This is a genomic window from Moorena sp., assembly GCF_982860115.1.
In genome coordinates, this window is sequence record NZ_CEYLVT010000005.1 from 1 (window position 1) to 14178 (window position 14178).

Here is a 14178-nt window from a genome sequence, read left to right on the forward strand (position 1 = left end):
GGAACCCCCAAGACCGCGCTGCCTCCCCAAGACCGCGCTGCATCGCTACTCCCTACTTCCTACTGCCAGCTCCATTCGCGTTTGGCCGTAGGCCACGCTAGGCGAAAGCGTGACCCACGGTCTTAGCTCCCTAAAACCCAGGACGAAAGTACCTCAGCGAATTAATAAATGCTATATATCTTATGATGCGCGTTTTATTACTTCAGCAATAGCAAATTTAGCCAGTTCAAACCATCCATGCTTTCTGCCTCATCTTCTTAGATGAAGTTAATGTACAACAGAATTGATTATACAGTCAACCCAGTGGCATTGCGATGCACTTCTCCACTACTATTGCCAACTAACGATTATCGTGCATAAGGAAAGTCAATCATTTACAAACCCTGTAAGTCAATGGTACCTGATTTTCTCAGCAGCTATGGCTTTAGCTACTGGGGGGATTTATTTCTATGGCTTGCCCCAATTTCAATCTAAACGTCAAGCTTCTATATCAAATTCCCCAGAAAATAATACCATGGTCATGGTTGGGGTCACTGCCCTTGGACGTCTAGAGCCTCAAGGAGGAGTGACTCGTTTGTCTGCCCCTAATTCTGTAGGAGGTACTCGAGTTGACCAACTCTTAGTGAAAGAAGGAGACAAGATTAAGGCAGGGCAAATCATCGCTCTGCTAGACAGTTATGCTCTTCGTTTTGCTACTTTAGAACAAGCTAAACAAAACGTTAAAATTTCCCAAGCTCGTCTGGACAAAGTCAAAGCTGGGGCTCAGGCAGGAGAAATTTCGGCACAAGAGGCAACGATCGCTCGCTTACAAGCTCAGTTACGAGGGGAAGTGGCGACACAGGAAGCAACCCTGGCTCGCTTACAAGCTCAGTTACGAGGGGAAGTGGCGACACAGGAAGCAACCCTGGCTCGCTTACAAGCCCAATTGCGTAATGCTCAAGCCGAGTATCGACGTAATCAAAAACTCTATCAAGAAGGTGCAATTTCTGCCTCTCTTTTTGACAGTAAACGTCTGCAAGTGGAAACGATTCAAGAGCAAATTAATGAAGCAAATGCTGCTCTGAAACGAACTGTGGAAACGATTCAAGAGCAAATTAATGAAGCAAAAGCGACTCGGCGACGGACTATGGACACAGGTCAAGAACAGATCAGTCAAGCAAAAGCGACTCTAGACCGTATTACTGAGGTTCGTCCAGTAGATGTACAAATAGCTCAGGGAGAGATAGAGAGTGCGATCGCTGCTGTCAAGCTTGCTCAAGCTGAACTAGATTTAACCTACATCCGTTCTCCTATCGATGGAAAAGTCCTGAAAGTTCACACCAAATCTGGAGAAATTATTGGCAGTAACGGGCTTCTTGAGCTAGGTCAAACCGACCAGATGTATGTAATCGCAGAAGTCCATGAAACGGATATTAGCAAAGTCCATCTGGGTCAAAAAGCTACTATTAGTAGTGCTGCTTTTGAGGGGAAAATACAGGGAACAGTCGCTGAGATTGGTTTACAAATTGACAGACAACAGGTTTTTGATGTTAATCCTGGATCAGATACAGATCGTAAAGTGGTGGACGTTAAAATCCGCATTGATGATTCCGTAGACAGTCAACGAGTTGCAGCATTTACCAACTTACAAGTAGAGGTTAAGATTCACCTGTAACTCGGTTAACCAGATTTAGAAGTATTGAATCCAGCAATAAACGTTTATCAAAATAGTTTATGTCTGTCTCTCATTATTGTCAAGCGATGCAGCGCCGCATTCTTACTACCTACTCCTATTAACCCAGCACGAAAGTCCCTCACCCCATTGAGAACTTCTATATTAAATTCCCCAGACATCTCATTTACTAAAATGATTGAATAATGATTCTCCAACTTCCTATTGCCTGGCTACAACTAGCGAGACAAAGAGTTCGTTTTATGGTTGCTCTAGCTGGTATTGCGTTTATCGTTGTTCTTATTTTTATGCAACTTGGGTTTAATGATTCTCTCTATACTAGTGCTATCAAGGTGCATCAGATTATCAAAGGTGATTTGTTTTTAATCAGTTCCCAATATAAATCCTTGACTGCTAAGCAGAGCTTTCCTAGAGAGCGTTTATATCAGGCTCTAGGATTTAATGGAGTAGAATCAGTTAGTCCCTTATATCTAAGATTTGCGAAATTTAAAAATCCCATTACTGAACAAAAGTTCTCAATCTATGTTATTGGCTTTGATCCGGGAAAGCCTGTCCTTAATTCCCCGGAAGTTAATCAAAATCTGGATATGCTTAAACTTCCTAATGTAGTTTTATTTGACCGGAAGTCTAGACCTGATTTTGGTCCAATTGCTGAGAACTTTGACCAGGGAAACACGGAACAAACTATCGAAATATTTGGTTTTGCAGCCACAAAAGGTTATCGAGTTAAGGTTGGAGGCTTATTTAGTCTAGGACCTTCTTTTGGGGTGGACGGTAATTTGGTAGTTGGCGACTCAACATTGTTCCGGATATTCAATCTCAATTCAGAAATGATTGATGTAGGAGTCATTACCCTCAAACCTGATGCAGATCCTGCAATGGTTTTAAAAAATTTGCGAAACCACTTATCTAAAGATGTTCTAGTTTTTTCTTATCAAGAATTTCTTGACTTTGAAAAAGACTATTGGCAGACAAGAACTCCCGTTGGATTTATACTTGGTATGATGCTCGTTATGGCATCAGTTGTTGGGATAGTGATTGTCTATCAAATTCTTCATAGTAATATTTCTACTAACTTAGTTGCCTATGCCACTCTAAAAGCAATTGGCTATCCAAATAAATACTTATTATCTGTAGTATTTCAACAGTCGGTTATATTAGCTATTTTAGCGTATATCCCAGGATTAGCAATCTCTATAGGTCTGTATAATGTTGTAAAGGATGCTACTGGGTTACCAATGGAAATGAGACTTAATCAATCCTTTATAGTTTTAATAGTAACCATTTTAATGTGTTTTGCTTCTGGTGTTTTGGCTGTTAACAAAATGCGGTCTGCTGATCCAGCTGATATTTTCTAGTTTTCTTATCAAAAGTTTGATAGTTACTAGACATAAACTTGATAATTACTAGAGTATAATCCAATAACCCGATGTCCCAAGAAATTTTGATTGATATAAAAAAACTGAATCATTACTTGGGTGAACAGTCATTACGAAGCCAAATTTTATTTGACATTAATCTGGAAATAAAATCTGGAGAAATTATCATTATGACGGGGCCATCGGGGTCAGGTAAAACAACGTTGTTGACGTTAATTGGAGGATTGCGTTCTGTACAAGAGGGAAGTCTAAAAATTCTAGACCGAGAATTGTATGGCGCTAGTCCTAGCCAATTAGTGTCAGTGCGTAGCCACATTGGTTATATTTTTCAAGCTCACAACTTACTAGAGTTCTTGACAGCCCGGGAAAATGTTCAAATGGCGATTGAACTGCATCGAGGCATCTCTAACCGGGAAGCTCGCACTAGATCTGAAGCCATGCTCCAACTGGTTAAGCTCGGGGATCGAGTTAATCACTACCCTCAAAACCTTTCTGGGGGGCAAAAACAACGGGTAGCCATTGCCCGTGCTTTAGTCAATCATCCCAAATTGGTTTTAGCAGATGAACCAACTGCTGCCTTAGATAGTAAAACAGGTCGAGATGTGGTTGATCTTATGCAACGACTAGCTCTTGAGCAAGGATGCGCTATTTTGATGGTGACTCACGATAACAGAATTTTGGATGTTGCTGATCGCATCCTTCGTATGGAAGACGGGTATCTAATCACACCACAGTCACCAGCTAATGACGAAATGGAAAAGGCAAAAGTTGAAAGACAAATTGAAAATTGAAAATTGCCATTAACATCATCAATTAACTGCAACTACCACAATACAATTACCAATTAAAAATTGGCACTTGTATTTTGATTAATGACAGATTAAAAATAACTAAAAAAGTAAACAAAATGCTTGAAACCATCTCTGAGCAAATCGATCAAGAAGTTCATACTGAAGAAGCTATTCAAGCCTGGTTAGTTTCCCAACTCGCCCAACGACTGGAGGTTGATCCTGAAGAAATAGATATCCAGGAACCATTTGAAAGCTACAACCTAGAATCAGCAGATGCTTTGATTCTTTTAGGTAGATTGGAAAACTATCTTGGGCGTGAGATATCTCCCACCCTTTTGTGGAACTATCCCAACATCGAAGCCCTAGCACAACGTTTAGCTGAAGATGCGAATGGTTAAATACCAAGCAGCCAGTAGTGGTAATCATGACCAAAGTTCAGATGAAGGTTAAGAAATGGAAGCGATCGCAATTATTGGTCTAGGTTGTCGTTTTCCTGGTGCCAGAAACCCGGAGGAGTATTGGCGGCTCCTATGTAACGGGGTAGATGCCATTACAGAGATACCAGCTGATCGGTGGGATATCGATGCGTTCTACGATCCTAAACCTGGTACTCCAGGAAAAATGAGTACTCGGTGGGGTGGCTTTTTAGAACAAGTAGATCAATTTGACCCCCAATTTTTTGGAATTACTCCGAGAGAGACAGTTTATATCGACCCCCAGCAGCGACTTTTGCTAGAGGTAGCTTGGGAGGCCCTGGAGAATGCTGGGCAGGTGCTAGAAAAACTAGCCAACAGTAACACAGGTGTTTTTGTTGGTATTTCTGCCAGCGATTACCACCAGCGCTTTCAGGAAGGAGGGTATAGTGTCATCAATGCCTACATGGGGACTGGCAATGCTTTAAGTATTGCTGCTAACCGCCTCTCCTATCTATTTAATTTTCGAGGACCGAGTATGGCAATTGACACAGCCTGTTCCTCCTCATTGGTGGCTGTGCATCTTGCTTGTCAAAGTCTGCAGAGTGGAGAGTCTAATTTAGCCTTGGCAGGTGGAGTTAATCTGCTACTGTCTCCGGAGTTGACCATCATTTTCTCTCAGGCACAAATGATGGCTAAGGATGGGCGTTGTAAGACCTTTGATGCCAGAGCCAACGGTTATGTCCGGGGAGAAGGCTGCGGGATTGTAGTACTTAAACGTCTAGAGGATGCGATTAGAGACAATGACAATATCATTGCTGTGATCAAAGGTTCAGCCCTTAACCAAGATGGCCGTAGCAACGGACTTACCGCTCCCAATGGTCCGTCTCAAGAAGCAGTTATCCGCCAAGCCTTGGCAAATGCTGGAGTCGCACCAGCTCAAATTAACTATGTCGAAGCTCACGGTACAGGCACTCCCCTAGGAGACCCAATTGAGGCCGAAGCTCTAGGGGCTGTGTTGAGTCAAGACCGTTCCCCAGACAACCCCTGTATTATCGGTTCCGCTAAAACCAATATCGGTCATCTAGAATCTGCCGCTGGCATTGCTGGTCTAATTAAGGTAGCGCTATCGTTACATCATGGCAAGATACCACCGAGCCTGCATTTCCAAACACCGAATCCCTATATTCCCTTCGACAAACTTCTGCTTCAGGTACAGCAAACCCTGACTCCTTGGCCGGAAACCGATGGTCTAGCTTTGGCTGGATTGAGTTCTTTTGGTTTTGGCGGAACTAACGCCCATATAATTCTAGGGCAAGCTTCCCAAGGGGATGAGGAGTTGGAGACAAAAAACTTGGTCTATCCTGGGATCTCCTCGTCACCTTATCTGCTTCCCCTATCTGCTCGCAGTCCAGAAGCTCTCAGAGCTTTAGCTCAAGAGTATCAGGAATTCCTAGCACCAGCAGCCTCTGGTAGCAGTGCTTCATTATCAGACATCTGTTATACAGCTAGTGTACGACGTTCTAATCATGACCACCGTTTGTCCTTGGTATTTCAAAACTGTGAGGAACTGACCGAGGGCCTTAAAGCATTTTGCTCTGGAGAAACTTACTCTGGTCTGTCTTGGGGTCGTAAGCAACGGAACCGCCGTCCTAAGCTAGTTTTTGTCTTTTCTGGTCAAGGACCCCAATGGTGGGGGATGGGGCGTGAATTATTATCTACCGAACCGGTCTTTGCCTCCACTATAGAGAAGTGCGATGGGCTACTACGCTCTTATGCCAACTGGTCACTCCTAGAAGAACTGACGGCTAATGAGTCAACATCCCGCTTGGCAGAAACTGAGATTGCTCAACCAGCTATTTTTGCCTTGCAAGTCGCTTTAGCTGCTTTGTGGCGGTCTTGGGGAATAGAACCCAAGGCCATAATCGGGCATAGCGTGGGAGAAATAGCCGCAGCTCATGTTGCGGGAGCTCTCAGCTTGGAGGATGCAGTGCAAGTTGTTTTCCACCGCGCTCGCTTAATGCAGCAGGGAACAGGTTTTGGCAAAATGGCAGCTGTGGAGTTGTCCGTAGCTGAGGCAGAGGAACTCTTAGCTAAGTATGCCGGTCGTCTGTCTATTGCTGCCATCAATAGTCCTACCTCACTGGTTCTATCAGGTGAAGCAGCAGCGCTGGAAGAAGTGCTTGAGTCTCTTGAGCAGCGACAGATTTTCTGTAAGATGATGCGGGTGAATTATGCTTTCCATAGTCCCCAGATGGAGCCGTATCAAGATCAATTAGTGCGATCGCTTCAAGGAATTACACCTCAAACTGCATCTATTCCAATCATCTCAACCGTTACAGGTTTAGCTCATGAGGGTGAAAATTTTGATGCTGCCTACTGGGGACGCAATATCACAGAGCCAGTGCGTTTTGCCGCTGCCATTGATAAACTTATCAAGAGCAAGCATAATCTATTTGTAGAGATTAGCCCTCACCCAGTCCTAGGGATAAATATCTCCGAGTGTCTGAAGAACTCGGACAAAAATGGAACAGTATTGCCTTCTCTACGGCGACAGCAACCGGAAAAACCAGTTATGTTGGGTTCTTTGGGTACTCTCTACACCCATGGCTACCCATTAGACTGGAGCCGACGCTATCCATCTGGGGGTCAGTGTGTTGCGTTGCCCTCTTATCCTTGGCAGCGATCGCGTTACTGGTTGGACGTAGTTCCTAACTCAACTGAACAGGATAATTCAGGGGTAACCGTCATCCTGAGCATGCCATCAGAAGTTAATGGGAAATCCACCCCTAATCATGGTGTCGCACCCGAAGCTAACCCAAGTCTAACCCGCGCTAAATTGCTGGCGGCAGAACCAGAAGAACGCCAGGGACTGTTGGAGTCTTACTTGACAGAATTATTAGCGAGGGCTGTGGGAATTGGTGTCAGCCAAATGGACTTACAGCAGCCCCTTCATAGCTTAGGACTTGACTCCATAGTCGGTGTTGAGCTCAGGAATCAAATTGAGACTGATCTGGAGGTGGTTGTTCCTCTTGAATACTTCATTAGTTTAAGCATTGAGGATTTTATCACCCAAGTTTTCCTGCTGGTTGTTAATGAAGGAACTCAAGACAAACCTAGAACTACAGACTCGATGGATTCAACTAATGAGCCTTCAGGGACAATCACCTCTTCAGAGAAGGTACTACCTCAAGCCAATCTTTGGGTCACCCGTCCAAAGCCGAATCCCCAAGCAAAACTACGTCTATTCTGCTTCCCCTATGCGGGAGCTGGTGCTTCTATCTTCCGCTCTTGGTTAGAATTGCTACCACCAGAGATTGAGGTTTGTTCAATTCAATTGCCTGGGCGAGAAAACCGACTCGAAGAAGAGCCATTTACTCGCCTCTCACCTCTGATTCAGGCCCTAACACCTGTTTTGCATCCTTACTTAGACATTCCTTTTGCCTTTTTCGGTCACAGTTTAGGAGCGTTAATTAGCTTTGAGCTTGCCCGTGAGTTACGCAAACAGAACTTACCTAGCCCAGTGCACCTATTTGTTTCTGCAAGCCCTGCTCCTCAGCTACCGGATCTGAATCTACCTATCCATCGACTACCTGATGATGAGTTTATCCAGTCACTAGGTCACTTAAATGGAACACCAGAGGAAACATTACAAAATCCTGAGCTGATGGAGCTATTCCTGCCGGTGTTGCGAGCAGACTTTGCGATTTTTGAAACTTACTTCTACTCCAGCGCAGATCCCCTCGATTGCCCAATCACAGTGTTTGGTGGCAAATGGGATCCCATAGTCACTCATTCGCAACTTGAGGCTTGGCGCAACCAGACCCAGAGAGACTTCACCCTGCAAATGTTTCCTGGTGACCACTTCTTCCTCAACAGCCATGACCATCTTTTATTGGATGCGATCGCTAGCCAACTTAGCCAACCTGTCAAGGTGATGGGGTGATCGAGTGATGGGGTGATCGGGTGGTGTCCAATCCTACTCCCTGATCGAGAGTGGTATGCCACCCAGATACTATTCCTCACAACAAAGGATAACAATCTTCCTAATCTAAGTGCTAACCACTAACTACTAACTACTAATTACTAACCACTAACCACTATTTTCACAAAGCAGCACAATCTTTCAACCTTGGCCAAAAGGCCACGCTAGGCGAAAAAGCGACTAACTTGCAACCTTAAACTAACTAACTTTCAACCTATTTAAGAAAAAAATTACCATGCCTGTTATTGCTGCTACTGCCTTCACGTTTCCCGAGCACTACTATTCTCAAGAAGTGCTAGCCACAGCGGTCAAAAAGTTTTGCATCGCGATGAATCTAGATTTTGATCTTGATACCATCGACCGCTTTTTTACCAATGTCAATGTCAAAGGCCGTTATTTCACCCACTCCCTAGATTCCTTGTTTGACCCACCGACTCCCGGAGTCACTGCTGAGCGGTCTATAACCCTTGCTCTCGATAACTTTGAAAAAACTGTGCAGTCATTGTTAAGTTCAACCGGCATCGACCCTGAAGAGATCGCATTAATCGCTTCCTCTACACTCACCATTTCGGTTCCCTCCCTGGAAGCTCGCTTAATGAATCGCATCCCTTTTTCACGGTACATCAAACGACTACCAATGTTTGGCTATGGCTGCATGGGTGGAGCAGCAGGTATAGCGCGAGTGACAGAGTACCTAGAGGGACACCCCAAGGATGCTGCAATTTTCTTTGCTGGTGAACTGTCCTCTGCTCTGTGGCAGGGTTCTTTGCAAATGGAATTGCAAACAATGATTTCTAAACTACCAGACGACCCCTCTCTCTACAGCGAAATCATTTGCTCTATCGTTACTGCTGCATTGTTTGCTGATGGGATGGGAGCAGTTTTAATGGTAGGTCGCGAGCATCCGTTAGCCAAGCCAGGTCAACCTCGGGTAATTGATATTGGATCAATCTTGCTTCCCAATACCACTGACTTAATGGGAATGGATATTGCCGATACCGGCTTCAGGAATATTCTCAGACCTGAAGTGTCTGACCATCTCAAAGGAGGATTGCGAGAGGTGATTGACCGACTCCTGAACAAACATAACTTATCAACAGATGATATATCCTGCTGGATTGTGCATCCAGGTGGACCGAAGGTAATTAAAACTATACAAGAGGAATTTGGACTGACTCAGGAAGCAGTACAGCTTAGCTGGGACACCCTAGAAAAAATTGGCAATATGTCTTCATCCACTGTGCTCTATATGCTTAATGAAGTCTTATCTCAAGAGCAGCCGAGTCCAAGTAGTTATGGCTTGATGGTCGCAATGGGACCAGGTTTCTCCCAAGAAATTCTGCTATTGCAATGGTAGGAAGCGCTCCATGATTACTAAGGTTATCTTCACGCTTATTGTAGTTGCGGTGATTTTACAGCGACTGATTGAACTTCGTATCAGCAAACAGAATGCAACATACTTGCTTACTAACGGAGGACGAGAATATGGCTCAAATTCTCTTTGGATAGTGAAAGTATTGCAGGTGAGCTGGTTTGCAGCAATGATTAACGAGGTTTGGTGGTTCAATCCCCCCTTTATGCCAGGATTGGCAGCGATCGCACTGATGCTTACTGTAGCTGGTCAAGGCTTGCGGTATTTATCAATGCGATCGCTAAAAAAGCGTTGGACTCTTCCGATCATCACCTTCCCAGACAAGCCTGTAGTTAACTCAGGAATTTACCTTTACCTAAAGCATCCCAATTGGCTAGGAGTAATTCTGGAAATCGCCGCTTTACCCCTGATCCATACTGCTTATTTCACCACTATCGTTTTCAGCATCGCTAATGCTCTATTAATGAGTCGGCGTATTCACACTGAAGAACAAGCCTTAAGCGAAGACACCAACTATGCTGATGTCTTTGCCAATCGACCCAGTTTTATTCCAGTCATTGGATTTATTAAAGGAGCTAATAGTTCTAGATGAGAGTTGGTATTAATCCTGAAAACTTGCTCGAAAAGAGTGCCCTTGCCTTGGGGCAAGTACCCCAACCTGCGATTGAAACTCAAGCTTGCCTGATTCTAGCTCGATCTATCATAGCAGCAACAGAGCTAGGTGTATTTGAAGCCATAGGCTCAAGTTCACTTTCCGCCCAAGAGATTGCTGAGCGGTGTAATCTCAACAAGCATGCCTTAAGCCAGCTTTTAGATGCTCTTGTTGCTACAAATTACCTTACCAAGGAGGGGGAGTCCTATAGCTTGGCCGTAGTTGCCCGTAAATGGCTACTAAGTGAGAATGAGTCGTCACTTTACGATTTCACCATTAGCCGGGTTTTGGCCTGGGAATGGCTGACCCACTTAGAAGAGTTCATCCGCACTGGAGAGCCTCTGGAATCTCAGGATAAAATGACCCCCCATCACTGCCAACTTTATCATCGGGGTCTGCGCTCAATCGCTAGCCTAGCTGCTCCTGAGGTAGTTCAATACACACCTGTACCAACTCGTGCTCAGAATATGCTAGATGTTGGTGGCTCTCACGGCTATTTTTCAGTAACCCTCTGCCGCCGCTACCCTGACCTTGAAGCGGTCATCCTCGATTTACCTGAGCAGATTGAATATGCACGACCGCTTCTTGCCGAGGAAGGCATGGGCGATCGCGTGGTGTACAAAGCTGGCAATGTTCTTACAGACGATCTAGGCACCAATGTCTATGACTTAGTCTTTATGGCTAACCTAGTACAGCAGTTTGATGAACAAACCAATATTGAGCTATTTCAGCGTTTGGCTCAAGCTCTGCGACCTGGAGGCCATCTCGTCGTTCAGAAAACTATACTTCCTTCCAAACAAGATGGACAACTGGGTGGATTGGGGAATTTGTTTTTATCCTTGACCACTGCTGGTAGTAACTGGTCGTTCTCTGAGATCGCTCAATGGCAACAAAAGGCAGGTTTAGTTCCCCGCAAACCGATTCAGTTCCGGCGAACACCAGCCAGTGGTCAACAGGTGGCAGTAAAGCCCTAAGCCTGTTCCACAGACACACTAATTAGTTAGTATAGCAGTTCTCAAATATTGAGAACTGCTATATATGTCTATTTTTAATAAAAATTATTTCCCATAATTGGGACATAAGACATGTTAAACGTTTATTACAGAATTATTATTTCCTGTTGGAAAACCTTTGGGATAAGTCACTGGTTTTTTTTATGGGTATTTCTGCCACCCTTAGCTTTTATTTTGGTTAGACTAACCCTGGCTTTAGATGAAATTTTCTTTTCTAAGTATCGTGACATTAAAGTGGTGAAACCGATATTTATCATTGGACACCCTCGGAGTGGAACTACTTTCCTCCATCATGTATTAACCCAGACAGAAGAATTTAGCACATTCAAAGCTTGGCATATTTTTGTGCCATCACTTACAGCTCGTATTTTAGTTAAACCTCTGGTTGACTATTTAGTTAAACACAATCTAAACTCCCTGATACCTGATGATATTGGACATGGAATTTCTCTTGACAGAGTAGAAGAAGAAGAACTATTATTTCTTCACGAAGCCGATACTCAATTTGTGCTTTTAACAACACCCCTAGCCTTTGATGATCAGGAGCATCCCGAGCTTCGCTTCCATGATCAGCAACCAGCATCTCGTCGTCGAAGTTCAGTAAAATTTTTTGAAAGTTGTTTAAAGCGGCATATCTATTACACAGGGAAAAAACAAGTAATTGCCCAAATTCATTTTTCTACTCACCGTATTAAAACATTGCTAGAAATATTTCCAGATGCCAAATTTATCTATTTAGTTCGTTCACCTCACGAAACAATTCCTTCTCATCTTTCCCTGGATAGAAATTTTCTCGATAACCAATGGGGGATAAAAAATATACCACCAGATAAAATAAAACGATATGAAGAAAGGCGATATCGCTATAATGTAGACCTTTATCGCTATTTTTATCAGCTTAAAAAAAATCAAAAAATACCAGAAAATAACGTCAGAATTATGCGTTATGATTTATTAATATCTGATTTAGATAAAGCCTTAGAAGAAATAGTTAATTTTACGGGAATTAATCCCAGCGAGCAATTAAAATACTCTATCAAAGAACAAGCGCAACAACAGAAAAACTATAAACGCAAACATCGTGTCAGAAATCTTGAAGAATTTAACTTAACAAGAGAGCAGATTATGAAAGACCTTTCATTTGTTTATCAAGAGTACAAATTTGACCAGATCACCAATAAACTATAAATAACAATAAACAAATAACAATAAACGGGAGCCACAAACCCTTAAAGACATTTGTGGTATCTACAGGTAACCCAGTTTTTGATCAAACTTAGAAATAAGGCTGATAGAGAATATGCAATCTAAAAATAATAATACTGTTTCTGACAAACCTTACCTAAATTTGCTGCAAAAAGTAGATTTTAATCCGATCTTTATTATGGGAGATCATCGGTCTGGTACAACTTTATTATACAAACTATTGGTGGCGACGGAGTGTTTTAACTTTGTCAAAGCTTATCATATCATGAAATATGATGAGCTTTTGTTTAATCATATTAATCAAACTGAGGAACAGGCTATTCAAGAATTAGCGGAAGTTTTTAAATCATTGGGGATAAGCAATCGCACTTTTGATAAAGTAATTGCAACTCCAAATTTACCAGAAGAGTATGGTTTTATTATTAATAATAAAACCGGTAAAAGAGCACGCCTTAACCATAATAATTTACCTATTTTAAAAGAGTTATGCCGCAAAATTCAATTGGTATCCGATCCAGATAAACCTCTGTTGCTGAAGAATCCATGGGATTTTCCAAATTATATGTATGTGAAGAGTGTTTTTCCGGCAGCTAAGTTTATTTTCATTCACCGTAATCCGATTCATATCATCAATTCTAAACTAAAAGCAATACGTCTGATGTTATCTACTAGGTGCGAATATACTGCTCTAATTTCCAGAGATTACAGAAATATATTAAACCAACCGGTTCGACGTTTAATCTCTCGAATTTTATATTCACCTTACTTTAACCTCGCATTAAGCCAAGTTACTCAAAAGACTGTTCAATTCCATGATTACTACTTCAATAATATTATTTCATTACCAAAAACAGACTATATTTATATCACATACGAAGAACTATGTCATGCCCCTGAAACTACTATTTTAAAGAGTCTGGATTTTCTAAACTTAAAATCAAAATCAAATTTTGATTATAAAAGCGTCATCGAACCACGTCCCATAAACTTATTGCCAGAAGTTACCAAAAAATATGATAAACTTTTCCATAAGTTAGAACCTTACATGAGGGAAATATCGGGTTCATATGCGGAAGGTTATAAAGAGGCAAAAAAACAGGCTTAAATATTGGGTATGTAAAGCTAATAGCATTGTGTAGTCTAAAAAGATAGGTCTCTAATTTGCCAAAAGACCTACCTGTTTAAAATTTTACCAACACTCTACGAAAACCACCTAATGGGACTAAGCGCGAGAATTGGCGACAGAAATAGTGCTAATATATATAGCAACTATACAACTTTTGATATACAAATTTATGAGGTGCGACCCGTGGCGAATTAAATTAGCCACGGGTCGCACTTAAGGTTTTAGGGAGCAGGGAGCAGGGAGCAGCGATGCAGCGCGGTCATGGGGGAAACCCTCATGACCGCGCTGCATCAAGACGGGAGCAGAGAATAAAAAAGAGGAAAGAGGGAATAGGCAAAAAATAATGTGTACCTCATAGCTACGATAAAAGCTATATAGGGTAAACTTTTTAGGTTAAATTTAACCCTTCCTCCTAACAATACTTTCAGGAGTTTTTTGCACCACTAAGCATCAGGGATTTTGGTAATCTCTTATTCCTGGATTCAATACTTTTGGTTTTGTTGAAACAAAAACAGGTTTACCTGTAGCAGCAACCTGCTCGATAATATCAGCAGCTCGACTCACTCCCC

Annotated in this window: 10 protein-coding genes; all 10 read left to right on the forward strand. The window is 42.6% G+C overall.

What is annotated here, in order from left to right:
* Positions 1-349: 349 nt before the first annotated feature.
* The 10 genes from AC4II3_RS01675 to AC4II3_RS01720 all read left to right on the forward strand — a co-directional run bounded on the left by AC4II3_RS01675 (position 350) and on the right by AC4II3_RS01720 (position 13588).
* A complete protein-coding gene (locus AC4II3_RS01675; RefSeq protein ID WP_488011427.1) occupies positions 350-1654 on the forward strand; it encodes an ABC exporter membrane fusion protein in 1305 nt (434 codons plus the stop codon).
* A 203-nt stretch (positions 1655-1857) separates the two neighbouring features.
* Complete coding sequence (gene devC / locus AC4II3_RS01680; protein ID WP_488011424.1) at positions 1858-3030, forward strand: ABC transporter permease DevC; 1173 nt, start codon at positions 1858-1860, stop codon at positions 3028-3030.
* A gap of 71 nt (positions 3031-3101) precedes the next feature.
* Entirely contained in the window at positions 3102-3842 is a 741-nt protein-coding gene (locus tag AC4II3_RS01685) for a DevA family ABC transporter ATP-binding protein (RefSeq protein WP_488011423.1), read from the forward strand.
* Positions 3843-3958: 116 nt separating this feature from the next.
* Positions 3959-4240 (forward strand): acyl carrier protein, encoded by a 282-nt coding sequence (locus tag AC4II3_RS01690; protein WP_488011422.1) that lies wholly within the window; start codon positions 3959-3961, stop codon positions 4238-4240.
* A 55-nt stretch (positions 4241-4295) separates the two neighbouring features.
* Positions 4296-8201 carry a beta-ketoacyl synthase N-terminal-like domain-containing protein gene (locus AC4II3_RS01695; protein ID WP_488011421.1) on the forward strand — a complete coding sequence of 1302 codons (3906 nt, stop codon included), beginning with the start codon at positions 4296-4298 and terminating at the stop codon, positions 8199-8201.
* A 274-nt stretch (positions 8202-8475) separates the two neighbouring features.
* Positions 8476-9597 carry a type III polyketide synthase gene (locus AC4II3_RS01700; protein ID WP_488011420.1) on the forward strand — a complete coding sequence of 374 codons (1122 nt, stop codon included), beginning with the start codon at positions 8476-8478 and terminating at the stop codon, positions 9595-9597.
* 10 nt (positions 9598-9607) lie between these two features.
* Positions 9608-10204, forward strand: a complete 597-nt coding sequence (locus tag AC4II3_RS01705) for an isoprenylcysteine carboxyl methyltransferase family protein (RefSeq protein ID WP_488011419.1) — start codon at positions 9608-9610, stop codon at positions 10202-10204.
* Positions 10201-11238 (forward strand): methyltransferase, encoded by a 1038-nt coding sequence (locus AC4II3_RS01710; RefSeq protein WP_488011418.1) that lies wholly within the window; start codon positions 10201-10203, stop codon positions 11236-11238. The genes AC4II3_RS01705 and AC4II3_RS01710 overlap by 4 nt, the downstream gene beginning before the upstream one ends.
* Positions 11239-11349: 111 nt before the next feature.
* Entirely contained in the window at positions 11350-12465 is a 1116-nt protein-coding gene (locus tag AC4II3_RS01715; RefSeq protein ID WP_488011417.1) for a sulfotransferase family protein, read from the forward strand.
* A gap of 112 nt (positions 12466-12577) precedes the next feature.
* Positions 12578-13588 (forward strand): sulfotransferase, encoded by a 1011-nt coding sequence (locus AC4II3_RS01720; RefSeq protein WP_488011416.1) that lies wholly within the window; start codon positions 12578-12580, stop codon positions 13586-13588.
* Positions 13589-14178: the final 590 nt, after the last annotated feature.